This window comes from Enterobacter sp. DNB-S2, assembly GCF_019443845.1.
In the GTDB taxonomy this organism is placed as follows: Bacteria; Pseudomonadota; Gammaproteobacteria; order Enterobacterales; family Enterobacteriaceae; genus Enterobacter; species Enterobacter asburiae_B.
In genome coordinates, this window is record NZ_CP050520.1 from 588,948 (window position 1) to 612,800 (window position 23,853).

The following is a 23,853-nucleotide window of genomic DNA, read 5'->3' on the forward strand; positions in this document are numbered from 1 at the left end:
TTTTCAGTAGAGGCAAAAGAGTAACGCAAAATGATGACCAAATAAAAAACCCGGCGGATTTCTCACGCCGGGTCACCGTTTCACAGGCTAATGGTTAGCGCTGGCTAATTTGGTCGAAGGTACCGCCATTGGAGAAGTGCTCTTTCTGCGCTTTGGTCCAGCCGCCGAACACATCGTCAATAGTGAATAGCTTCAGTTTTGGGAACTCCCCTTCGTATTTCTTGGCGACCGCCGCATCGCGTGGACGATAGAAGTTTTTCGCCGCAATTTCCTGGCCTTCTGGCGAGTACAGATACTTCAGGTAGGCTTCCGCCACCGCTTTGGTATCTTTTTTCTCAACCACTTTATCGACTACAGAGACGGTAGGTTCAGCCAGAATCGATTCGCTCGGGGTCACGATCTCAAATTTGTCTTTGCCCAGCTCGTGGGTCGCCAGCAGAGCTTCATTTTCCCAGGCAATCAGCACGTCGCCAATCCCGCGCTCGACGAAGGTGTTGGTGGCGCCACGCGCGCCGGAGTCCAGCACCTCAACGTTTTTATACAGCGCCTTCACGAATTCCTGCGCTTTGGCCTGGTCGCCATTGTTGTGATGCAGTGCATAGCCCCATGCGCCCAGGTAGTTCCAGCGAGCGCCGCCGGAGCTTTTCGGGTTCGGGGTAATCACAGAAACGCCCGGTTTGATCAGGTCGTTCCAGTCTTTAATTTGTTTCGGGTTTCCTTTACGCACCAGGAAGACGATGGTCGAGGTGTAGGGTGCGGAGTTATCCGGCAGGCGTTTGATCCAGTTTTTGTCGATGCGGCCGCGCTCGGCGATCGCGTCGACATCGTAGGCCAGCGCCAGGGTCACCACGTCGGCTTCAATACCGTTTATCACGGACGTCGCCTGCTTGCCGGAGCCGCCATGCGACTGGCGAACCACCACGTTATCGCCGGTTTCCTGTTTCCAGTGTGCCGCAAACGCTTTGTTGTATTGCTCGTACAGTTCACGCGTCGGGTCGTATGACACGTTCAGTAACTGGATATCCTTAGCCAGAACGCTGGTCGATGCCAGCAATAATGTTAAACCCACGCCCCATTTATTCATCGCCCAGCTCTCTTGTGTAGTGTTTTGATGAATGCAGCGTGCCAGAAAGCGAATCGAGGATTAAAGAATAAAAAAAGATTGGCTATAACGTAGTGGAATAAAAAAAGCGTGCGCGCATAAAAAAGCCGGGTGGCGGCTACGCCTTACCCGGCCTACGAGTCGTGCTTTTGTAGGCCCGGTAAGCGCAGCGCCACCGGGCAACAGAACCGATCAGTACAGTTTTTTCGCGCAGTCCAGCCAGTCACCTTTGAACGGACGCTTCATGTTTTCAATCGCGTCGATGATGTCGTGGTGAACCAGTTTTTCGTTCTGAATACCGACGCAGCGGCCGCCGTGACCCTGCAGCAGCAGATCGATAGCGTACGCGCCCATACGGGACGCCAGAATACGGTCGTAAGGGCCTGGGGAACCGCCGCGCTGGATGTGACCCAGTACGGTCGCGCGGGTTTCGCGTTTGGTTTCGGCTTCGATGTACTTCGCCAGCTCGTCAACGTCACAGATGTGCTCGGTGATAGCCACGATCGCGTGTTTTTTACCTTTCGCGATGCCCGCTTTGATTTCAGCCACCAGATCTTCACGGCTAAATTCGACTTCCGGCACGACGATAAATTCACAACCGCCCGCAATGGCTGCCGCCAGCGTCAGGTCGCCACAGTAACGGCCCATCACTTCAACGATAGAGATACGCTGGTGAGAAGAAGAGGTGTCACGCAGACGGTCAATCGCTTCAACAACGGTACCCAGTGCAGTAAAGAAGCCGATAGTGTAGTCAGTACCTTTGATGTCGTTGTCGATGGTGCCCGGCAGACCGATGCACGGGAAGCCCATTTCGGTCAGACGTTTTGCACCCATGTAGGAGCCGTCACCACCGATAACCACCAGGGCGTCCAGGCCGCGTTTCTTCATGTTTTCGATAGCCACTTCACGAACGTGTTCATCACGGAATTCCGGGAAGCGCGCGGAACCGAGGAAAGTACCGCCACGGTTGATCATGTCAGACACGCTGTAACGGTCGAGCTGAACCATACGATCTTCATACAGGCCCAGATAACCGTCATAAACGCCAAAAACTTCCAGGCCTTCCGTCAGCGCTGCACGGACAACACCACGAATTGCCGCGTTCATGCCCGGCGCATCACCGCCGCTTGTCAACACACCGATTTTCTTAATCATGACTACCTCTGAACTTAGGAATGCAAAATTGAAATCTGTTGCCGGAAGAAACTTATCGACCAACGAATACTGCAAATAGTATATCAATCCCTTCCAGCTGAATTGATTCAGGTCAGACCAAACGGCGGTAATTTATACACAAAATGCTGGCCTGGCTCACTTTTTTACAACGAATTACGAAAGCCCAACATGACCGGGTACAACCGAGCAGGGATCCTGGTGAATGATGACGTCTGAACCAGGAAAACGCTGCAAAATCGCCTGCTCGACCTGCTCAGCAATAACGTGAGCCTGAACCAGTGGCAGGTTGTCTTCCATTTCAATATGAATCTGAATAAAGCGGGTCGGCCCTGACTGCCGCGTTCGAAGATCGTGTGCACCGCTGACGCCGGGCCAGGAGGTCACGATAGAAAAAATTTCATTACGTTCTGAGTCCGGGAGGGCGCGGTCAAGCAGTGATTGCACCGCTTCATACCCCATCCGCAGGGCGCTATATAAAATATAGATACCAATCCCTAACGCAAATAACGCATCGGCGCGATGCCAGCCATACCAGGCCAGACCGAGCGCAATAAGAATAGCCCCATTCATCATAACATCAGATTGATAATGAAGCATATCCGCCCGTACAGCCTGACTTTGCGTTTTGCGAACAACCCAGCGCTGGAACGTTACCAGAACAAGTGTGCATATAAGCGCAACGATCGTCACAACTACGCCCACGCCGGGATCGTTCATCGGTGTCGGCGAAACGAGATGCTGAATGCCGGTTAAAAACAGGAACAGCGCAGAGCCGGAAATGAACATACTTTGCGCCAGCGCGGCCAGCGACTCCGCTTTGCCGTGCCCAAATGTGTGCTCTTCATCCGCTGGCTGCAGCGAGTAACGCACCACCAGCAGGTTGGTCAACGAGGCGGCAATGTCCATCAGCGAGTCCACCAGCGCCGCCAGAATACTGACCGAGCCGGTATACCACCAGGCAAAGATTTTAATCAGTAACAGGCTGGAGGCCATGACGGTCGCCGCAATGGCGGCCCGGCTTACCAGTCTTCCATAGGATTGATTCATAAACGCTCCTGTCATGTCATGCCGCTAGTATAACGGAAGCATGGGGAGTCTAAGGATGAATAAACGGTTAACAGCGCGGATGCGGGGCAAAAAAACCCCCCACATCATGTGGGGGAAGACAGGGATGGTGTCTATGGCAAGGAAAACAGGGTTTACTGGTTACTACGGGTACTGCTATTGCTACTGAAAAACGTCGTTTCTGAGCTTCGCTGCATCCGTGCAACCTCGCGCAGCTGGTCCATTCGCTGCTGATGTCTGGCATTCAAAACCGCTTGCTGCTCGGGCGTTAGCAGATGGAACATCTGGTTGCGGACCTTCGCCATCTCTACCTGGCGGGCAACCTGTTCCTGTGCCATTTTTTCGGCCTGAGCGCGAACAGCGCTTTCGTCAAAATTTTCTGCGGTGACAAGGCGATGCATTGTCTCCATTTCGCTAACATTAACAGGGGGCTGGTCGTGTCGTGCCCTCTGCATCAGATCTCGCATCTGTTGACGCTGATGTTCGGTTAAACTTATGCCGTCAAACATATGGCTTTGGCTGCTGTTCTGCGTTGCGCCCTCTTGTAAGGGACTGTTATCGCTGATGATAGCTTCAGCAGCCTGGCTAAACGCACTGAACGCCAGCGTTGAGGCCATGACGGCAGCGGTAACTTTGCGCATCACTTGCTCCCAAAATCTTTCGTGTCGCGATTCAACGAGAGACAGTCTACGATTCAGGCTGCAAACATGCGTCAGGGGGTGTAAAACAACGTAAAGTCATGGATTAGACAGCCTTGATGTCGTAATTTCTGCCTCGGAGGTATTTAAACAATGAATAAAATCCTGTTAGTTGATGATGACCGAGAGCTCACATCCCTTTTAAAGGAGTTGCTCGACATGGAAGGTTTCAACGTCCTGGTTGCCCATGATGGCGAGCAGGCGCTGAGTCTCCTTGACGACAGCATCGATTTACTTTTGCTCGACGTGATGATGCCGAAGAAAAACGGTATTGATACGTTGAAAGAGCTTCGCCAGACACACCAGACTCCCGTTATTATGCTGACCGCGCGCGGCAGCGAACTTGACCGCGTACTCGGCCTTGAGCTGGGCGCGGATGACTATTTACCCAAGCCGTTTAATGACCGTGAACTGGTTGCCCGTATTCGCGCTATCCTGCGTCGTTCCCACTGGAGCGAGCAGCAGCAAAATACCGACAACAGCTCGCCTACTCTTGAAGTCGACTCTCTGAGCCTGAACCCGGGCCGTCAGGAAGCAAGCTTTGATGGCCAGACGCTGGAACTGACCGGCACGGAGTTCACCCTGCTGTATCTGCTGGCGCAGCACCTCGGCCAGGTGGTTTCGCGTGAACATCTAAGCCAGGAAGTGCTGGGCAAACGCCTCACCCCGTTTGACCGCGCCATCGACATGCACATCTCTAACCTGCGCCGTAAGCTGCCGGAGCGTAAAGACGGTCACCCATGGTTTAAAACCCTGCGTGGTCGCGGTTATCTGATGGTTTCCGCTTCATGATAGGAAGCTTAACCGCCCGCATCTTCGCCATCTTCTGGCTGACGCTGGCACTGGTTTTAATGCTCGTTTTGATGTTGCCAAAACTCGACTCACGCCAGATGACGGAGCTTCTCGACAGCGAGCAACGTCAGGGCGTGATGATCGAGCAGCACGTGGAAGCCGAGCTGGCAAACGATCCGCCAAACGATTTAATGTGGTGGCGCAGGCTGTTTCGCGCTATCGACAAGTGGGCGCCGCCCGGACAACGCCTGCTGCTGGTGACCAGCGAAGGCCGCGTCATTGGGGCCGATCGCAATGAAATGCAGATTATCCGCAACTTCATTGGCCAGGCGGATAATGCCGATCATCCCCAGAAGAAGAAATATGGCCGCGTAGAGATGGTAGGGCCTTTCTCCGTCAGGGACGGAGAGGATAATTATCAGCTCTATCTGATCCGTCCGGCGAGCAACTCCCAGTCTGATTTTATCAACCTGCTGTTTGACCGCCCTCTCCTGCTGCTGATTGTCACCATGCTGGTCAGCTCACCGCTGCTGTTATGGCTGGCGTGGAGCCTGGCAAAACCGGCGCGTAAACTGAAGAATGCCGCCGATGAGGTGGCGCAGGGTAACCTGCGACAACACCCTGAACTGGAAGCAGGTCCGCAGGAGTTCCTTGCCGCCGGAACCAGTTTTAACCAGATGGTGAGCGCGCTCGACCGCATGATGACCGCGCAGCAACGTCTGCTGTCGGATATCTCGCACGAGCTGCGTACCCCGCTTACGCGCTTGCAGCTTGGCACCGCGCTGCTGCGCCGCCGCAGCGGTGAGAGCAAAGAGCTGGAGCGTATTGAAACGGAAGCGCACCGCCTGGACAGCATGATCAACGACCTGCTGGTCATGTCGCGCAATCAGCAGAAAAACGCGCTGGTCAGCGAAACGGTGAAAGCGAATCACCTCTGGCACGAGGTGCTGGACAACGCGGCGTTCGAAGCGGAACAGATGGGTAAATCCTTTACCGTCAACTTCCCGCCGGGCCCGTGGCCGCTGTACGGTAACCCCAACACGCTGGAAAGCGCACTGGAGAACATCGTGCGTAACGCTCTTCGCTACTCGCATACGAAGATTGAGGTGGCGTTCTCGGTGGATAAAGACGGGATCACCGTCATTGTCGATGATGACGGCCCAGGCGTGAGCCCGGAAGACCGCGAGCAGATTTTCCGTCCGTTCTATCGTACCGATGAGGCGCGCGACCGGGAATCGGGCGGCACGGGACTGGGTCTGGCGATTGTTGAAACCGCCATGCAGCAGCACCGTGGCTGGGTGAAAGCCGACGACAGCCCGCTGGGTGGACTACGTTTAACGCTGTGGCTACCGCTGTATAAGCGTTCGTAGCTGTTAGTGCCGGGTGGCGGCTTCGCCTTACCCGGCCTACTTTCTGCGGAGGACTATTTCCCCCACAATCTCCGCGAATTATCCTCGATCTTGCTGCTTAAACGCCGCTTCTGCATCGTTCTTGTCCAGCTGATGGATAACCCCGCGGCCGACAGCAGGCGGTGATACTGTTCGTCGTCAAACGGCATATGCCAGGCAATGGCGCAGGCGTCATAAACAGACACATCGCTCAGGCGCGACGCCAGCTCAAGCGGCGCGTCCGCTGAAACCTGCCCAGCCAGCACCACGCGATACAGCCAGCCGGTTTTACCCGCTTTTTGCAGCTGGGCCGACATATCCTGAATACCGAAGTGGTAGTTGAGCTTGAAGCACGGCGAGCGTGGCTGCGTCACCTGAATCAGGGCATCGCCCCAGCGGTAGATATCACCGATAAACACGTTCTTTTCGGTGAGCCCTTCGGTGGAGAGATTCTCCCCAAACGCGGGGGCGACGAAGAGGTCCGCCTGCTCGGGAAACTCGGTTTTCCAGTGCTGATAGTGTTCGCGCGGGTAGTGGCACAGCGCGCGATCGGGCCCGCCGTGGATTTTCTTTTCGGCCTGCTCGTCACCCGCAAGCCCGAGGTCGGTTAACGTCAACTCACCGTCGACCTGAATTTTGGCGATGGCACTCGGGCGGCTGCCGTCGTACTCCCTTACCTTGCCTGTAAACACGTTCACCGGGTAATGCATTGCTGCTCCTTTATATGCCCTAAATAATTCGAGTTGCAGGAAGGCGGCAAGAGAGTGAATCCCCAGGAGCTTACTCAAGTAAGTGACTGGGGTGAGCGAACGCAGCCAACGCACCTGCAACTTGAAGTATGACGGGTATACAGATACAAAAAAAGCGAGTCATAAGACTCGCTTCTCACAGGCGTCAATGCAACCTTATTTTTTAGCGGCGAAACGCGCTGCTGCTTCGTCCCAGTTCACCACGTCCCAGAAGGCTTTGATGTAGTCCGGACGACGGTTCTGGAATTTCAGGTAGTAAGCGTGTTCCCACACGTCCAGACCCAGGATTGGGAAGCCGGATGCGCCAGAAATCGCTTCACCCATCAGCGGGGAGTCCTGGTTAGCAGTAGAAACCACCGCCAGCTTGTCGCCTTTCAGAACCAGCCACGCCCAGCCAGAGCCGAAACGGGTTGCAGCGGCTTTTTCGAATTCCGCTTTGAAGTTGTCAACGGAACCGAAGTCGCGCTCGATAGCCGCTTTCAGGTCGCCCTGCAGGGTGGTACCGGTTTTCAGGCCTTTCCAGAACAGGCTGTGGTTAGCGTGGCCGCCAGCGTTGTTACGCAGAACGGTTTTCTTGTCCGCTGGCAGCTGGTCCAGCTTGGTGATCAGCTCTTCAGCAGACAGGTTAGCGAACTCTGGCAGGCTTTCCAGCGCGGCGTTCGCGTTGTTCACATAGGTCTGGTGGTGTTTAGTGTGATGGATTTCCATCGTCTGCTTGTCGAAATGCGGTTCCAGTGCGTCGTAGGCATACGGCAGGGATGGCAGTGTATAACTCATAATCCTCTCCATTATTGTCGGGCGGCACAGCTGTTAATGCCGCGTAAGCAGTTGGTTCATTATAGTTAATTAAATGATATTGAAAATGATTATCAATGCCGTAGTTTTTATAAGGTTATTCGTTTTTCGATTAATCGCGAAATTGTGAGTCTGCTCACGCGGTTAACGTGCTGATTGCCATCCAGAACACATCTGCGGCAACCTTCTGAAGGTCCCCAAACCGCCTAATTTTTACACTCCTCAAGTCGGTGGGAAGCCACTGACGATAAAAACGATGAGGGTGTAAAAATGAATCATGCGATTACGATGGGTATCTTCTGGCATTTGATAGGCGCTGCCAGTGCAGCCTGTTTCTATGCTCCTTTTAAAAAAGTGAGAGGCTGGTCATGGGAAACCATGTGGTCCGTTGGCGGTATCGTGTCCTGGCTGATTTTGCCCTGGACCATTAGCGCCATGCTGCTGCCCGATTTCTGGGGCTACTTCTCCTCCTTCAGCGCCGCCACCCTGCTGCCGGTGTTCCTGTTCGGCGCGATGTGGGGCGTCGGCAACATCAACTATGGCCTCACCATGCGTTATCTCGGCATGTCGATGGGGATTGGTATCGCGATTGGCATCACGCTGATCGTCGGTACCCTGATGACGCCAATTCTCAACGGCAACTTCGACGTGCTTATTAATACTCAGGGTGGGCGGATGACGCTCCTGGGCGTGCTGGTGGCGGTCATTGGCGTAGGAATTGTGACGCGTGCGGGGCAGTTGAAAGAGCGCAAGATGGGCATTAAAGCTGAAGATTTTAACCTGAAGAAAGGTCTGCTGCTGGCGGTGATGTGCGGCATTTTCTCGGCCGGCATGTCGTTCGCGATGAACGCCGCCAAACCGATGCACGAAGCGGCTGCCGCGCTGGGCGTCGACCCGCTGTACGTTGCGCTGCCAAGCTATGTCGTGATTATGGGTGGCGGCGCGATGGTTAACCTGGGCTTCTGCTTCATTCGTCTGGCAAAAGTAAAAAACCTGTCGGTAAAAACCGATTTCTCGCTGGCAACATCGCTCATCATCACCAACGTGCTGCTCTCCGCTCTGGGCGGCCTGATGTGGTATTTGCAGTTCTTCTTCTACGCCTGGGGCCACGCCAGTATTCCGGCGCAATACGACTATATAAGCTGGATGCTGCACATGAGTTTCTACGTACTTTGCGGCGGGCTGGTTGGGCTGGTGCTGAAAGAGTGGACGAACGCCGGACGTCGTCCGGTTGGCGTACTGAGCCTCGGCTGCGTGGTGATTATTATCGCTGCCAATATCGTCGGCCTCGGCATGGCAAACTGATTACGCCCCCTTTCGACTGCGATGACGCCACTGTACCGGCGTCATCCCCACCTCGCGGTTAAACACCACCGAAAAGTAGTTACTGTCCTCAAAGCCGCAGCGCATCGCCACATCACTGACCATCCACTCCGTATGCTGGAGGAGATATTGTGCATGGCAGATGCGCAGCTGGCGCAGGTAGTGGTTCACCGTCATCCCGGTCAGGGTGCGGAAATGCTGGCGCAACGCGCGCTCGCTGCACTGTTCCTGCTCGCAGAATTTCTCCAGTACAAAGTTTTTATTCAGGCTGCCCGCAAGCCGGGTGATGAGCTTATCCAGCAGCGCTTCCTGCGTTGTGGCGGAGGGGTTATCAGTGGCGTAACGATGGCGCTTCAACGTCATCACCAGCTGGGCGAAAAGCAACTCCGCCAGCTGGTTAGCAACGGGGTCGTTCTTCTGGCTCTCCTGCTCCAGTTGAGAAATAACCTGCCGTACCTGAGCCATACCGCTACTGCTTAAGCGCCAGTGCGGAGAACCCTTAGCATCAAGAAAGCCCGGAATGCTCGCGGCCCAGTCCACGTTAAGCTTGAGCCTGTCCGGACAGTAAATAACGTTTTGCAGCACCAGGTCGTTAACCGAGGCGTAGGAGTGTTTATCATCCGCGCGAATGTAGAACAGGTCTCCGCGCGTGATGCGGTAGGGACGGTCGTTGAGGATGTGCAGGCCGTTACCGCGCCAAACCAGCACCAGCTCGCAAAACTCGTGGGTATGTTCGGCAAAGACGTCCTGCGGGTAGCGATCGGCCACCGTGACGGCCTGACTCGCGGAGGCAAAAAAATCATCTTTGCGAAGAATTAACTGAGCAGCCACACCACGACCTCTACGCCGAATAACCTGACACTATTAGCTTTTTTGCGGAAATAAAACGGTGACTGCCCTCGCGTTACTGAAGCATCGCGTCTTTTCCCTGGCGAATATCGCGCGGAGACCAGTTAAATTCCCGGCGAAACAGCGTTGAAAAGTGATTGCTGTCGCCAAAACCGCAGCAATAGGCAATATCCGTGACGCTATCGTCGGTATGACGTAAAAGATGACGCGCTTTGATCAGGCGCAGACGGTTAAGGTAGCGTTGCGGCGTCAGTCCGGTGTGCTGTTTAAGCTGGCGATGCAGGGTACGCAACGACAGGGAAAAATCATCCGCAAGGGTTTCCCAGCAGACATCCTCGGCAAAATGATCTTCCAGCCAGGCCAGCAGATGGTTCAGGCGCGCGTTGTTATCTTCCAGCCCTTCCACCAGGCTGCTGCGGCGCAGCAGCACCAGAAGCTGCATAAACAGCAGTTCGCGCGTGGCAATGGCGTGCGTCTCCTGCCCGTCCTCGCTCTTCTCCATCTGGCTCACCAGCTGACGCACCTGCTGCAGGATGGACTGATTCACCCGCCAGTGCGACGGATAGTGTCCGTCTTGCTCCTGGGGCAACAGCTGGCTCAGCCCCGAAAGAAACTGGAACGCGTCCGGGGAACGGTAAAGCACATTCGTCAGATACAGGTTGTCGGTATGTTCATACAGGTGCCGGTCGTGGTCGCGCACGAAGCACACCGTACCGCCGCTGATGGTATAAGGCTGGCCATTGAAAACATGAATACCCGTCCCGCGCTCAACAATCACAATTTCGTGAAAATCATGATGATGCTCCGGGAACGCAGCCTGAGGAAGCCGTGGCTCAATCGCGACAGGCGAACCTCCTGAAGGAAAAAAATCCACGCAGTGCAGTACGGTCATGACGGCCCCCACCAATGAAAAATGTTCTCAAAATAGTAATTAAGGCCTCCCACACTCACCTTCAATTTTTGGCAGTAAACCTCGCAAAAGCTGTCCATTTTTCAAGATACAGGGGGAAAGATCGGGAAATGCGCTCAGCGTCACACTGCCTGAGCATCCCGTCACTGCTGGAAACTGTGAACGCCCTCACATTCACCTTTGCTTTCTTGCCAGCGCGAGATTTGGCCTGTCAGTGGTGAGAAGGTGACTTTTTCTTCCCTTTTTTACACTCACCGCTAATGACTTAAGAAAGGACCCGACCATGACTTTTCGCCATTGTGTGGCTGTCGATTTAGGCGCATCCAGCGGCCGCGTAATGCTCGCGAGCTGGGACCGTGAGCAGCACGCGCTTTCGCTTCGCGAAATGCACCGTTTCGCCAACTGCCTGCAAAAGCAGGACGGTTTTGATACCTGGGATATCGATGCCCTGGAGGCAGAGATCCGTACCGGACTGAACAACGTCTGCAACGGTGGCATTCGCATCGACAGCATCGGCATTGATACCTGGGGCGTGGACTACGTTCTGCTTGATAGCCATGGCGAGCGCGTCGGCTTGCCGGTTTCTTATCGCGACAGCCGTACCGACGGCCTGATGGCGAACGCTATCGCCCAGCTTGGCAAGGACAACATCTACGGGCGCAGCGGCATTCAGTTTCTGCCGTTTAACACGCTTTATCAGCTGCGTGCCCTGGTCGAGCAACAGCCGGAGCTGGTCGCGGACGTGGCTCATGCGCTGCTGATCCCGGACTACCTGAGCTATCGCCTGACCGGCAACATGAACTGGGAATATACCAACGCCACCACCACGCAACTGGTCAATATCAACTCGGATAGCTGGGATGAACATCTGCTGGCCTGGACGGGGGCGTCGCCTTCCTGGTTCGGCACACCCACCCACCCGGGTAACGTGATCGGTCACTGGATTTGCCCCCAGGGGAACGCAATCCCTGTCGTTGCCGTCGCCAGCCACGATACCGCCAGCGCGGTAATAGCGTCCCCACTTGCAAGCAAAGACGCGGCTTACCTCTCGTCCGGCACCTGGTCGCTGATGGGCTTTGAGAGCAAAACCCCGTACGCCAGCGATGCCGCGATGGCCGCAAACATTACCAACGAAGGCGGTGCCGAAGGCCGCTACCGCGTACTGAAAAACATCATGGGGCTGTGGCTGCTCCAGCGGGTGCTGAAAGAGCAAAACATTACCGACCTGCCCGCGCTTATCGCCGAAACCGAGAAGCTGAAGGCCTGTACGTTCCTGATCAACCCGAACGATGACCGCTTTATCAACCCGGCGCACATGAGCGCCGAAATTCAGGCCGCCTGCGTCGAGGGCGGGCAGCCGGTGCCGTCGAGCCCTTCAGAACTGGCGCGCTGCATTTTTGACAGCCTCGCCCTGCTGTATGCCGACATCCTCAGCGAGCTGGCGAGCCTTCGCGGAAAACCGTTTAGCCAGCTGCATATCGTGGGCGGCGGCTGCCAGAACCAGCTGCTGAACCAGCTCTGCGCCGATGCCTGCGGCATCACCGTGGTGGCGGGTCCCGTGGAGGCCTCCACGCTCGGGAATATCGGCATTCAGCTGATGACCCTGGACGAACTTTCCAGCGTTGACGACTTCCGTTCGGTGGTGGCGGCTAACGCCAGCCTGACCACCTTCACCCCCAATCCCTGCCGTGAAATTGCTCGCTTTCGGGCGCAGTTTCAGCAAAACCGACTGACTAAGGAGCTTTGCGCATGACAACTCAATTAGAACAAGCCTGGGGCCTGGCTAAACAGCGTTTCGCCGCCGTCGGCGTGGATGTCGAAGAGGCGCTGCGCCAGCTCGACCGTCTGCCCGTCTCCATGCACTGCTGGCAGGGCGATGACGTCGCCGGTTTCGAGAACCCAGGCGGTTCCCTGACGGGTGGTATTCAGGCCACCGGTAACTACCCGGGCAAAGCGCGTAACGCGACCGAACTGCGCGCCGACCTGGAGCTGGCGCTGAGCCTGATCCCGGGGCCAAAACGCCTGAACCTGCATGCGATTTATCTCGAATCCGACGAGCCGGTGGCGCGCAATGAAATCAAACCGGAACACTTTAAGAACTGGGTGGAGTGGGCCAAAGCCAACCGGCTGGGCCTGGACTTTAATCCGTCCTGCTTCTCACATCCGCTGAGCGCGGACGGTTTTACCCTCGCCCACGCGGACGACGACATCCGCCAGTTCTGGATCGACCACGTGAAGGCCAGCCGCCGCGTTTCGGCCTATTTCGGCGAGCAGCTCGGCACGCCGTCGGTGATGAACATCTGGATCCCGGACGGCATGAAGGATATCACCGTCGACCGTCTGGCCCCGCGCCAGCGCCTGCTGGCCGCGCTGGATGAGGCCATCAGCGAGAAGCTGGACCCGGCGCACCACATCGACGCCGTAGAGAGCAAGCTGTTCGGCATTGGCGCCGAGAGCTACACCGTGGGCTCGAACGAGTTCTACATGGGTTACGCCACCAGCCGCCAGACCGCGCTGTGTCTGGATGCCGGCCACTTCCACCCGACCGAGGTGATCTCCGACAAAATCTCCGCCGCCATGCTCTACGTGCCGCGCCTGCTGCTGCACGTCAGCCGTCCGGTACGCTGGGACAGCGATCACGTGGTGCTGCTGGATGACGAAACCCAGGCGATTGCCAGCGAAATCATCCGTCACGACCTCTTTGACCGCGTACACATCGGCCTCGACTTCTTCGATGCTTCCATCAACCGCATCGCAGCGTGGGTTATCGGCACCCGCAACATGAAGAAAGCCCTGCTGCGCGCGCTGCTGGAGCCTGTCGCCGCGCTGAAACAGCTGGAGGCTAACGGCGACTACACCGCCCGTCTGGCGCTGCTGGAAGAGCAGAAATCCCTGCCGTGGCAGGCGGTGTGGGAGATGTACTGTCAGCGTAACGACGCCCCGGCGGGCAGCCAGTGGCTGGACAACGTGCGAGCGTATGAGAAAGACGTTCTCGCCGCTCGTCAGTAAAAACATCGCCCGGCGGCGCGTTGCTTGCCGGGCCTACAGGTAAGCGTAGGCCGGGTAAGCGCAGCGCCACCCGGCATTTTCAAAGGAACCACAGTATGCAGACCATCACCACTTCCTGGTTCGTCCAGGGCATGATCAAAGCCACCTCCGACGCCTGGCTGAAAGGCTGGGACGAGCGCAACGGCGGCAACCTGACGCTGCGCCTGGACGACGCGGATATCGAACCGTTCGCGGCCGATTTCCACCAGAAGCCGCGCTATATCGCGCTGAGCCAGCCGATGCCGCTGCTCGCCAACACGCCGTTTATCGTCACCGGTTCCGGCAAGTTCTTCCGTAACGTCCAGCTCGACCCGGAGGCCAACCTCGGCGTGGTGAAAGTGGACAGCGACGGCGCGGGCTACCACATTCTGTGGGGTCTGACCGACGAGGCGGTGCCCACCTCCGAACTGCCGGCGCACTTCCTCTCCCACTGCGAGCGCATCAGGGCGACGAACGGCAAAGACCGCGTGATCATGCACTGCCACGCCACCAACCTGATCGCCCTGACCTACGTGCTGGAAAACAGCGCCGACTTCATCACCCGCAAGCTGTGGGAAGGCAGTACCGAGTGTCTGGTGGTGTTTCCGGACGGCGTGGGCATTCTGCCGTGGATGGTGCCGGGTACCGACGAAATCGGCCAGGCAACCGCCGTTGATATGCAAAAACATACTCTGGTGCTGTGGCCGTTCCACGGCGTGTTCGGCAGCGGCCCAACGCTGGATGAAACCTTTGGCCTGATCGACACCGCTGAGAAATCAGCGGAAGTGCTGGTGAAGGTGTACTCCATGGGCGGCATGAAGCAGACCATTTCCCGGGAAGAACTCATCGCCCTCGGCAAGCGCTTTGGCGTGAGCCCGCTGCAATCCGCGCTGGATTTGTACGCATAACGCCTTCGCAGGACAAACGTTGATCGTTAAGGAGAATTATCATGAGCTTTATGTTGGCACTTCCAAAAATCAGCCTTCACGGCGCGGGCGCAATCGGCGATATGGTTAACCTGGTTGCGAACAAGCAGTGGGGAAAAGCGCTGATTGTCACCGACGGCCAGCTGGTAAAGCTGGGCCTGCTCGACAGCCTGTTTACCGCGCTGGACGCCCATCAGATGTCGTATCACCTGTTCGATGAGGTGTTCCCGAATCCGACGGAAGCGCTTGTGCAAAAAGGAATTTCGGCTTACCGGGACGCGGAGTGTGATTACGTGATTGCCTTCGGCGGCGGCAGCCCGATTGACACCGCCAAGGCGATTAAAATCCTCACCGCCAACCCCGGCCCGTCAACCGATTATTCCGGCGTCGGCAAGGTGAAAAATGCGGGCGTGCCGCTGGTGGCAATTAACACCACCGCAGGCACGGCGGCGGAGATGACCAGCAATGCGGTGATCATCGACTCCGCGCGTCAGGTGAAAGAGGTGATTATTGACCCAAACATCATCCCGGACATCGCCGTGGACGATGCCAGCGTGATGCTCGATATTCCCGCCTCCGTGACTGCCGCAACCGGTATGGATGCGCTAACCCACGCCATTGAAGCCTACGTGTCCGTTGGCGCGCACCCGCTGACCGACGCCAACGCGCTGGAAGCAATTCGCCTGATCAACCTGTGGCTGCCGGAAGCGGTCGAAGACGGTCATAACCTTGAGGCGCGCGAGCAGATGGCGTTTGGCCAGTATCTGGCGGGCATGGCGTTTAACAGTGCGGGTCTCGGCCTTGTGCATGCCCTGGCGCACCAGCCGGGCGCGACGCACAACCTGCCGCACGGCGTGTGCAACGCCATCCTGCTGCCGATCGTTGAAAGCTTTAACCGCCCGAACGCAATTGCGCGTTTTGCCCGCGTGGCGCAGGCGATGGGCGTCGATACCCGCGGCATGAGCGATGAAGCCGCCAGCATGTCCGCCATTCAGGCGATTCGCAACCTGAGCGCTCGCGTCGGCATCCCTGCGGGCTTTAGCCAGCTCGGCGTGACCAAAGCCGATATTGAAGGCTGGCTGGATAAAGCGCTCGCCGATCCGTGTGCGCCATGCAATCCGCGCGCCGCCAGCCGTGATGAGGTCCGCGAGCTTTACCTGGAGGCACTATGATCCGCAAAGCCTTTGTGATGCAGGTCAACCCGGACGCGCACGAGGAGTACGCGCGCCGCCACAATCCAATTTGGCCGGAGCTGGAAAAGGTGTTGAAAGACCACGGCGCACACCACTACGCCATTTATCTCGATAGGGCCCGCAGCCTGCTGTTTGCGTCCGTAGAGATTGAATCGGAGGAGCGCTGGAGCGCGGTAGCGAATACCGACGTCTGCCAGCGCTGGTGGAAACATATGGGCGACGTCATGCCGTCGAACCCGGATAACAGCCCGGTGAGTACCGAGCTGAAAGAGGTCTTTTACCTGGACTGATGTGTTAACGCTGCTGCCCCCGCGGCGGCGGCGATCTCCTGCCTGCTGCTCAGCGTAAACGCCGACACCACCGTAATCGCCAGCACGAAACAGCCCAGCATCAGATACGTCTCCTGGAAGCCGATCCGGTCATACATATTCCCGGCAAAAGCGGAGAGGAAAATGGCCGCCGACTGCTTGGCGAACTGGAAGCCGATCAGATAGATAGTCGCTGACAGTCGGGTATCAAACACCCCGGTGATGTACTTAAATGCGCCCACCAGCAGGAACGGGACTTCCAGCGCGTGCAGCATCTTGAGGGCAATCACCTCCACGGCGGTGGTGGCGAACGAGGAGCCGATAATGCGCGTCGCCATAATCACCCCGGCGATCAGCAGCGTGTTCTTCGCGCCGATGCGGTTAATGATCCACGGCGAGCAGAACATAATGATGGCGTTACAGATTTCCCCCGCAGTCGTTGCGAAACCAAAGGCGCGGGTTCCTTCCTGCGACGTGGCGAAGAAGGTTTTAAAGAAGGTGGCAAACTGCTGGTCGAAAACGTCATACACGCAGGCCACGCCAATTACGTAGAGGATAAACATCCACATTCTGCGCTGGCGGAACAGGTTGAACACGGTTTTGGCGGTGATTTGCGGCTGGTTCGCGCCCAGGGCATCCATGACCTGCGCCGTCTGGTTGGGCTTTGGCTTCGCCACCACCAGCAGCAGCATCAGCAGCAATGCCGCTCCCGATCCCATCCAGAAAACGTACGACGGATCGATGCCGAACAGGATGCCGCCCGTTGAGGCGCACAAGCCCCAGCCGAGGCAGCCAAACATCCGCGCCTTGCCGTACTCAAAGAAGCTGTTGCGGCTCACGCGCTCAATGTAGGCCTCAATCGCCCCCGATCCGGCCGAAAATACAAAACCGATATACAGCCCGCCGCTCAGCGCGCCCAGCCAGATATTGACTTTCAGCAGCGGCGCGAAGACGTACAGGAAGAACGGCGCGAACAGAAACAGCAGCACCGCGATGATCCACAGAAGGTGTTTTTTCAGCCCCAGCTTGTCCGAAATCACGCCCAGCACTGGCTGGAAGGCGATAGCCGACAGCGAGATGCAGGAGAAGACAATCCCGGTGTGGGTTTTATTCAGGCCGATGATGTCCGACAGCCAAATCGGCAGGAACGGAAAGCAGGTGGCCATAATGAAGAAGTAGAGAAAGAAGAACAGCCCAAAGATCCAGAAGTTAGGGTTGTCTTTGTGGGTACAGGTTGTTGTGTTCATTATTTTTATCCTCAACGGAGGGCCGGCTGCCCGGCCCGTCACCCTTACACGCGTTCAACGCCAATTAGAATGGCGGTTTCCGGATCCAGAATCGGCAGCGCAATGCCCGCCTGCATCAGCCACTCGCCGCTCACCGTTTGCGGCGTTTCCATCCACGCCGGCAGCTTGCGCATGGTGTGCCCTCCCTCACCCGTAATCTGAATATTCGGGTGATCGAGCAGCGTGACGCGGTACCGCGCGCTGGCCTCCAGCCCCGCCATGCGCAGCGGCATCATCAGGCTGTAGTCCGGCATCGCGAGCTGGCTGACCATAAACAGCCCCTGCGCCTTATCTTCGCTTACAATACCCTGCGCCAGCGTGGTGGCGTCCGGCATATCAATTCGCCACTGGGTGCCGTGATGAATGACATCCCGCCACTGCTTGTGCAGCGCGGCGTAATGGCGATAGCCTTCGCGCTCCCGTGCGTCCACGGTGAGCGGATCCAGCTCCAGCCCCATATGGCCAAACAGAGCCGTCAGCCCGCGAAACTGGATGCTATGCTGGCGGAAGGTGGCGTGGCATTGATGATGACCGATATGCGCGCCCATCACCTCCGGCGGGAAGAAGTAGCTCATGCCGCGCTGGATGGTGCTGCGCTCCAGCGCGTCGTTGTTGTCGGACGCCCAGAAGCGGTGGCTGCGGGTCAGTACCTCATAATCAATGCGACCGCCGCCGGAGGAGCAGGATTCAAACTCAATATGCGGGAAGCGTTCGCCCAGCACGTCCAGCAGGCGGTAAAACTGACGGGTCTGGGCGTCGGCGGCGGCTTTACCGTTGTGTCCAGGCTGCACCAGCTCGCGGTTCATGTCCCACTTCACGTAGTCGACCGCATGCTCGCCCAGCAGCCAGCTCATGCGCTCCACCAGGTAATCAAAGGCCTCCGGGATGTTGAGATTGAGCACCAGCTGGTGTCGTCCGGTCGCCCGGGGATAGCCCGGCAGCGCCAGTACCCAGTCAGGATGCGCACGGTACAAATCTGAATCCGGGTTGATCATCTCCGGCTCAACCCAGATGCCAAACTCCATGCCGAGCCGTTTGACGTGGTCGATCACCGGCGTCAGGCCGTTCGGGTATTTTTTCTCGTCCAGATACCAGTCGCCCAGCGCGGCATGGTCGTCGTTACGGCCTTTGAACCAGCCGTCATCAATGATGAAACGCTCCACGCCCAGCGCGGCAGCCTCGTCGGCCATTCGCTTAATGTAGTCCGGATCGTGGTTGAAGTAGATCCCTTCCCAGGTATTGAGGTGCACCGGGCGCGGTTTGTTTTCCGGGAAGCGGATGTCGTTGTTGCGCAGGTAGCGATGAAACGGCTGGCTCATGCCGTTCAGGCCCTGCGTGGAGTAGCTGGCGTACAGGCGCGGCGTCCAGAGCGTATCGCCCTCCTCAACCGCCATTTCACCCGGCAGGTAGAGCGCTTCGGCCTGAAGATAGCGACGACCGTCGGTTTTCGCTTCCGCGCGCAGGCGGTGATTACCGCTCCAGCCCAGATGCACGCCCCAGACGTCGCCCTGCATTTCGCTGAACGACGGCGTACCGGCAATCAGCGCCGGGAAGTGCTCGTGGGAGGTTTTACCCCGACGGTTTTCAATCACGAAGCTGTCGTGTTCAAGCTTTACGCGGTGCGGCTGAAACTCTCTGATCCAGCGTCCGTGGAAGGCCATCACCTCCTGCGCGCGCTCGGCCACCGGCAGCGTGACGGCGAAACGGTCAACCTGCCAGGGGATCGCTTTCAGGTTCGTTAAACCGTGACGAACCACCAGCACGCCGCTGGCATCCAGCACCAGCTCGCTGGTCAGGCGCAAGCCCGCATGCTCATCTTCGGCGGTAATCGTCAGGGTGTTTACGTCCTGCTGCACCTGCGTGGTTTTGAACACCGGGGAACCGTCCAGCCCCTGGCGATGACCCTCAATGCCAGGCGAACCAAACAGACCATGCCCCAGCTCGGCCATCAGCGTGACCGGGGAGTCGACGTCAAGCCTGCCGTTGGCAACGGGACGTGCGAGCGTAGCAACATCCTGCGGCGAAAAGTGCTGAAGGTGAGGCCCCCAGTAGAGAATTTCGGCGAACGGATGGGTTTTGATCACCACGTCTACCGTCGTGGTTTCGAGTCGTAAAACGGGATCTTGCATCAGACATCTCCTGTCATCGGGATGATCTGAGTGTTGATCCGAAACGTTTCGGATACAAACCAAAACGTTTCGGTTCTGTGATCGGGTTTGGAATTTTAGTGGTTTAGGCCGTCTGGCCCGGAGAGAATTCAGGCTGCCAGAGCACCTGAAGCTGTTCAATATCGTCGCCGCTAATCAGCTGGCGCACCATATCGGCAATCTGTTTCCCGACGCCCTGGCGGGTGGACTGGATCACCGACGCCACCTCAATATCAACGATGCTGTCCTGCGGCAGGCCATCATAGACCACCAGCGAGACGGCGTTGTCGCCGGATAAACGCCCCAGCTGCGCCAGCGCCATCGCCGCGCCGTCGCCGTGGGTGTTACAGTCGGTGATGATGGCCGTTGGCGGCTGCGGCAGGGCAAGCAGTTCTTTCGTGGTGGCATACCCGACGCGGCGCGAAGGCGGCATGGCGCGCAGCCATTCGCTGGAAAGCCCGGCTTCCCGCAGGGCGTCGAGATAACCCTGACGGCGCTGGGTGATAAATGCCTGATTGTTGCTTTCGCCAAGTAGCGCGATACGCTGATGGCCTTTCTCGATCAGCCAGCGGGTCGCCTGCCAGGTACCGGCATAGTTGTCGAAGTCAAACCACGCATACGGCTGCGGGAGGTGGCTGCGCCCAAGCGCCAGGAAAGGAAAACCGGCGGCCTGAAGCTGCACAAGACGCGGATCGTGATCCAGCGTGTGCGCCACGATCAGCGCGTCGACGCGTCGGCTTTGCACCATGCGCATATAGCTGTGCTTATCCGCCAGATCGTCGTCGGCGATGAGCAATAAGTCGATCTCATGTCGCGCCAGTTCATGGCTAATTTCGCCGACCATGTCCATAAATACGCTGTTATTGAGCGGAACAGGATGTACGGGAAACACCAGCCCGACGGCGTCAATTTTGCCCATCTTCAGGCGGCGGGCAAAGGTGTTTGGTCGGTAACCACGGCGCTGAGCCTCAGCTTCCACGCGTGCGCGCGTCTCGGCGGAGACGTCGTCATATCCGTTGAGGGCGCGGCTGACGGTGGTGACTGACAGCCCCAGTTCTTTAGCAATGGCTTTAAGCGACATGAGTTTCCGTATCTCTGTTAGTTTTGTTCCGCCACCAGCAGCGCGTGCGTATCCGGCTCCAGCGCCTTAAAGATATGCGGCAGATCGGCGGGATAACAGATGTAATCTCCCGGGCCGAGTTCTTCCGCCGCGTCGATCAGGCCGACTAACGCGCGCCCCTGCGTCACAATAATGTGTTCAACGGACCCCGGCGGATGCGGCTGGGAAATGCGGTCTGCGCCCGGCTGGGTAAGCAGGAGGTATACGTCGCGTCGCGCGCCAGGCGGACATGCCGCCAGCAGTATCGCCTCGTAGTTGGCCTGTCCGGCAACGACCTTCGTACCTTCACCACGACGGATCACCTGAGTGGTAGGCTGCTGTGGTTCAAGCAGGCGGGCAAAAGGAATATCCAGCGCCACGCAAAGCGACCACAGCGTTTCGAGGCTAGGGTTACCGTTGCCTGACTCTAGCTGAGAAAGCGTGGATTTTGCGATCCCGGCACGGCGAGCGATTTCCGCCAGTGAAAGCCCGGTTCGCAGGCGTTCTCGCACCAGGCTTTTGGCGATTACGCTGATTGGCTGCGTCATAAAACGGCCTCTTTGTTCTTTAAATCGAACGAATCGTTCATCTTGAAAAACACTTCTGTTGCGTTCATTATAATGGATACCCGTTCGATATGGCTAAAAATGTATGAAGCATCATCTCTCTTGCCTGAAAGGCGACACCATAAAAGCAATCATCCTGGTCTGCCTCGCGGTCGGCGTGGTCGGGATGTCATACGGCTCCCTGGCGATGGCCTACGGTTTTCCGGTCTGGGTACCGTTTGTACTCTCCATCACCGTACTCGCGGGCGCGTCAGAGTTTATGTTTATTGGCATCGTGGCAAGCGGCGGTAACCCGCTGGCGGCCGCAGCCGCGGGGTTACTGGTCAACGCGCGGCACGTGCCGTTTGGCGTGACGGTGCGTGAGCTGGTCGGCAAACGTGGCCTGAGCCTGTTGGGCTGCCACATCATGAACGACGAAAGCGTGGTGTTTGGTCTGTCGCAAAAAACGCCCGAACAGCGCAAAGCGGCGTACTGGCTATGTGGTTTAGGCGTGGCGATTGTCTGGCCGCTGGGGGCCCTGCTGGGCGCTATGGTCGGCAAGCTGCTGCCGGATCCGGAAACCATCGGACTGGATGCGGTATTCCCGGCCATATTGCTGGCGCTGGTGGTTCCCGCGTTTAAAAACCGTACCACGCTGATCCGCGCCTGCAGCGGCGCCGCGCTGTCACTGGCCGCCGTGCCGTTTGCCCCGGTGGGATTACCGGTGCTGCTCTCCTTACTGGGTCTCGCTGCGAGGAAAAAATAATGGGAAATATGACGTTTTTTATTCTCGGCATCGCCATTTTGTCTGCGGGAACGTATCTGATGCGTCTTGGCGGGGCGAAACTGGGCAGCAGGCTGGCATTGTCAGAGCGTTCACAGGCGCTGCTGTCAGATGCGGCAACGGTATTGCTGTTTTCCGTGGCGCTGGCGACCACCTTTTATGAAGGTGACCACTTTGCCGGCATGGCGCGCGTGCTGGGCGTGGCGTTTGCGGTATTTCTGGCCTGGCGAAAGATGCCGTTAATTGTGGTGATCGTGGCGGCGGCAGTGGTAACCGCGCTGCTGCGCGTGGCGGGCATAAACTAAAAAAGCGCCCCGGGGGCGCTCTCTCGACGGTGTGACAGCTTATTTAGTCAGTTCAGCAGTCATGTGTACGCGGTTACCTGAGAACGCCTGGGTAATTTTGTAAGATGATGCGCCAGCATCCTGAGCCTGAGCCGCGATTTTAGCTTCTGCGCCATCAATGGTAGAGGCGGTAGCGGTCACGGTCTGTGCAGCGAAAGAACCGAAAGAAGTAGCCAGAGCGATTACAGCGACAAAAGTTTTGATGCTTTTCATGATATAAACCCTTTCATTAAGTTGTTTAGGTAAGGCACCGTGCCTTGATGAGATAAATACTAGGCCTCATCTCGAACAACTAAAAGCGGAAGGATTTGCTATTATCATTCAAAATTATTGATTAACAATTAATCGCTGCGGATGGGTATAAATCGTCGCCCTTCCCGGCTTGCAGAAGCCCACCAGCGTCAGGTTGCAGCGTTCCGCCACCTCCACCGCCAGCGTGGTCGCCGCCGACACCGCGAACAGAATTTCCACACCGCACATCGCCGATTTTTGCACCATCTCATAGCTGGCGCGACTGGAAACGAGTGCCGCCCCCTGCATCCAGACATCACTTTCACGCGCACGGCGACCGAGCAGCTTGTCCAGCGCCACGTGGCGGCCCACGTCCTCGTGGCCCCCGGCAATATCGCCCGACGGCAACACCCATGCCGCCGCGTGCGTGCAGCCGCTCAGCTGGCCGATGGGCTGTACATCGTTCAGGTGCTCGAGCGCATGGTCGAGGTGAGCCAGATTAAAGGTCTGAGTAAACGGCAGTGGCGCAACGGGTTTGCCAATATCATTGAGCTGCTCAACGCCACACACGCCGCAGCCGGTACGCCCGGCCAGCGCGCGGCGGCGCTCTTTCAGCCCCATAAAGCGGCGGCTGGAGAGTTCGATTTGCACTTCAAGGCCGTTGCAAGCCTGCACCACATCCATGCCGTAGATCTCCTGCGGATGGTCAATGATGCCTTCCGAGAGGGAAAAACCGATGGCGAACAGCTCGAGATCTTTCGGCGAAGCCATCATCACCACATGGGAGATACCGTTGTAAACGAGCGCAACGGGCACCTCTTCCGCCAGAAAATCCGGCGTGGCATGGGTAATGTGGGGCGGTCTGTGTACCGACAGTTCCACAATGCCCGCAGGCAGGGGGGACGAGTGGGGAGCACGGTTTTGTTTAGACACAGCGGTATTCCTGAACAACCACGGAGGTGAGCCTGCTATTGCATCACAAACAACAGGGCTTACGCATAGTATGGATCAACTTTTCAGCATCAAGTTTACCTACTCACTTGTGAGAGGTACAACAAAACGCATGCTACACCCCTTTAACATGCGGGGTTAATAATGTGATTAATATCACACTTT

At 57.3% G+C, this 23,853-nt stretch carries 24 protein-coding genes; 10 read left to right on the top strand and 14 right to left on the bottom strand.

Translation table 11 applies throughout. The annotated features are described in order from the left end of the window. Positions 1 to 94: 94 nt before the first annotated feature. The 4 genes from HB664_RS02905 to cpxP form a co-directional block, all read right to left on the bottom strand. The gene (locus tag HB664_RS02905) at positions 95 to 1,084 is read right to left on the bottom strand and encodes a sulfate ABC transporter substrate-binding protein (protein ID WP_023309695.1); all 990 of its coding nucleotides are present in this window, start codon (positions 1,082 to 1,084) and stop codon (positions 95 to 97) included. 210 nt (positions 1,085 to 1,294) lie between these two features. Further along, entirely contained in the window at positions 1,295 to 2,257 is a 963-nt protein-coding gene (gene pfkA / locus HB664_RS02910) for a 6-phosphofructokinase (RefSeq protein ID WP_023309696.1), read from the bottom strand. Between the two features lie 174 nt (positions 2,258 to 2,431). After that, complete coding sequence (fieF, locus tag HB664_RS02915; protein ID WP_023309697.1) at positions 2,432 to 3,325, bottom strand: CDF family cation-efflux transporter FieF; 894 nt, start codon at positions 3,323 to 3,325, stop codon at positions 2,432 to 2,434. Positions 3,326 to 3,477: 152 nt separating this feature from the next. Then, positions 3,478 to 3,984, bottom strand: a complete 507-nt coding sequence (cpxP, locus tag HB664_RS02920; protein WP_032662714.1) for a cell-envelope stress modulator CpxP — start codon at positions 3,982 to 3,984, stop codon at positions 3,478 to 3,480. A gap of 150 nt (positions 3,985 to 4,134) precedes the next feature. On the opposite strand from cpxP, the gene cpxR reads away from it, so the two are divergent. Both cpxR and cpxA read left to right on the top strand, forming a co-directional pair. After that, positions 4,135 to 4,833 carry an envelope stress response regulator transcription factor CpxR gene (cpxR, locus tag HB664_RS02925; RefSeq protein ID WP_006179159.1) on the top strand — a complete coding sequence of 233 codons (699 nt, stop codon included), beginning with the start codon at positions 4,135 to 4,137 and terminating at the stop codon, positions 4,831 to 4,833. Continuing rightward, positions 4,830 to 6,203 (top strand): envelope stress sensor histidine kinase CpxA, encoded by a 1,374-nt coding sequence (cpxA, locus tag HB664_RS02930; protein WP_023309731.1) that lies wholly within the window; start codon positions 4,830 to 4,832, stop codon positions 6,201 to 6,203. Before cpxR ends, cpxA begins: the two co-directional genes overlap by 4 nt. 53 nt (positions 6,204 to 6,256) lie before the next feature. Here cpxA and yiiM read toward each other — a convergent pair whose 3' ends face one another. Then, a complete protein-coding gene (gene yiiM / locus HB664_RS02935; RefSeq protein WP_047059165.1) occupies positions 6,257 to 6,931 on the bottom strand; it encodes a 6-hydroxyaminopurine reductase in 675 nt (224 codons plus the stop codon). Between the two features lie 195 nt (positions 6,932 to 7,126). Next, entirely contained in the window at positions 7,127 to 7,747 is a 621-nt protein-coding gene (gene sodA / locus HB664_RS02940) for a superoxide dismutase [Mn] (protein WP_004203668.1), read from the bottom strand. A gap of 288 nt (positions 7,748 to 8,035) precedes the next feature. Here sodA and rhaT point away from each other — a divergent pair, with 288 nt between their 5' ends. Beyond that, complete coding sequence (rhaT, locus tag HB664_RS02945; protein WP_039264206.1) at positions 8,036 to 9,070, top strand: L-rhamnose/proton symporter RhaT; 1,035 nt, start codon at positions 8,036 to 8,038, stop codon at positions 9,068 to 9,070. Here the strand turns inward: rhaT and rhaR are convergent, their stop codons facing one another. Both rhaR and rhaS read right to left on the bottom strand, forming a co-directional pair. After that, positions 9,071 to 9,919, bottom strand: coding sequence for an HTH-type transcriptional activator RhaR (gene rhaR / locus HB664_RS02950; RefSeq protein ID WP_033146946.1), 849 nt, complete (start codon positions 9,917 to 9,919; stop codon positions 9,071 to 9,073). A 73-nt stretch (positions 9,920 to 9,992) separates the two neighbouring features. Continuing rightward, the gene (gene rhaS / locus HB664_RS02955; protein WP_058841952.1) at positions 9,993 to 10,829 is read right to left on the bottom strand and encodes an HTH-type transcriptional activator RhaS; all 837 of its coding nucleotides are present in this window, start codon (positions 10,827 to 10,829) and stop codon (positions 9,993 to 9,995) included. Positions 10,830 to 11,130: 301 nt separating this feature from the next. Between rhaS and rhaB the strand changes: the two genes are divergently transcribed. The 5 genes from rhaB to rhaM all read left to right on the top strand — a co-directional run bounded on the left by rhaB (position 11,131) and on the right by rhaM (position 16,283). Then, positions 11,131 to 12,600, top strand: a complete 1,470-nt coding sequence (gene rhaB, locus HB664_RS02960; RefSeq protein ID WP_196355208.1) for a rhamnulokinase — start codon at positions 11,131 to 11,133, stop codon at positions 12,598 to 12,600. Further along, a complete protein-coding gene (rhaA, locus tag HB664_RS02965; RefSeq protein WP_213329800.1) occupies positions 12,597 to 13,856 on the top strand; it encodes an L-rhamnose isomerase in 1,260 nt (419 codons plus the stop codon). The genes rhaB and rhaA overlap by 4 nt, the downstream gene beginning before the upstream one ends. 95 nt (positions 13,857 to 13,951) lie before the next feature. Next, positions 13,952 to 14,782, top strand: a complete 831-nt coding sequence (rhaD, locus tag HB664_RS02970; RefSeq protein ID WP_182932127.1) for a rhamnulose-1-phosphate aldolase — start codon at positions 13,952 to 13,954, stop codon at positions 14,780 to 14,782. 41 nt (positions 14,783 to 14,823) lie between these two features. Continuing rightward, on the top strand, positions 14,824 to 15,972 hold the full coding sequence (fucO, locus tag HB664_RS02975; protein WP_219940334.1) for a lactaldehyde reductase: 1,149 nt from the start codon (positions 14,824 to 14,826) through the stop codon (positions 15,970 to 15,972). Further along, positions 15,969 to 16,283, top strand: coding sequence for an L-rhamnose mutarotase (gene rhaM / locus HB664_RS02980; RefSeq protein WP_219940335.1), 315 nt, complete (start codon positions 15,969 to 15,971; stop codon positions 16,281 to 16,283). The genes fucO and rhaM overlap by 4 nt, the downstream gene beginning before the upstream one ends. On the opposite strand, the gene HB664_RS02985 is transcribed toward rhaM, so the two are convergent. The 4 genes from HB664_RS02985 to HB664_RS03000 form a co-directional block, all read right to left on the bottom strand. Further along, on the bottom strand, positions 16,271 to 17,548 hold the full coding sequence (locus HB664_RS02985; RefSeq protein ID WP_219940336.1) for an MFS transporter: 1,278 nt from the start codon (positions 17,546 to 17,548) through the stop codon (positions 16,271 to 16,273). The two genes, rhaM and HB664_RS02985, sit on opposite strands and share 13 nt — an antisense overlap. Positions 17,549 to 17,592: 44 nt before the next feature. Further along, positions 17,593 to 19,716, bottom strand: coding sequence for an alpha-galactosidase (locus HB664_RS02990; RefSeq protein WP_219940337.1), 2,124 nt, complete (start codon positions 19,714 to 19,716; stop codon positions 17,593 to 17,595). Positions 19,717 to 19,819: 103 nt separating this feature from the next. Further along, complete coding sequence (locus HB664_RS02995; RefSeq protein ID WP_045888505.1) at positions 19,820 to 20,815, bottom strand: LacI family DNA-binding transcriptional regulator; 996 nt, start codon at positions 20,813 to 20,815, stop codon at positions 19,820 to 19,822. Between the two features lie 17 nt (positions 20,816 to 20,832). Next, positions 20,833 to 21,381: a helix-turn-helix domain-containing protein gene (locus HB664_RS03000; RefSeq protein WP_033146956.1), complete on the bottom strand. Its 549-nt coding sequence runs from the start codon at positions 21,379 to 21,381 to the stop codon at positions 20,833 to 20,835. A gap of 103 nt (positions 21,382 to 21,484) precedes the next feature. Between HB664_RS03000 and HB664_RS03005 the strand changes: the two genes are divergently transcribed. Further along, positions 21,485 to 22,144, top strand: coding sequence for an AzlC family ABC transporter permease (locus HB664_RS03005; protein WP_023309745.1), 660 nt, complete (start codon positions 21,485 to 21,487; stop codon positions 22,142 to 22,144). Further along, positions 22,144 to 22,467 carry an AzlD domain-containing protein gene (locus HB664_RS03010; protein ID WP_033146957.1) on the top strand — a complete coding sequence of 108 codons (324 nt, stop codon included), beginning with the start codon at positions 22,144 to 22,146 and terminating at the stop codon, positions 22,465 to 22,467. Before HB664_RS03005 ends, HB664_RS03010 begins: the two co-directional genes overlap by 1 nt. Before the next feature lie 39 nt (positions 22,468 to 22,506). Here HB664_RS03010 and HB664_RS03015 read toward each other — a convergent pair whose 3' ends face one another. Both HB664_RS03015 and fdhD read right to left on the bottom strand, forming a co-directional pair. Next, on the bottom strand, positions 22,507 to 22,719 hold the full coding sequence (locus tag HB664_RS03015; RefSeq protein ID WP_033146958.1) for a DUF1471 domain-containing protein: 213 nt from the start codon (positions 22,717 to 22,719) through the stop codon (positions 22,507 to 22,509). 114 nt (positions 22,720 to 22,833) lie between these two features. Then, a complete protein-coding gene (fdhD, locus tag HB664_RS03020) occupies positions 22,834 to 23,670 on the bottom strand; it encodes a formate dehydrogenase accessory sulfurtransferase FdhD (RefSeq protein WP_039264196.1) in 837 nt (278 codons plus the stop codon). Positions 23,671 to 23,853 lie beyond the last annotated feature (183 nt).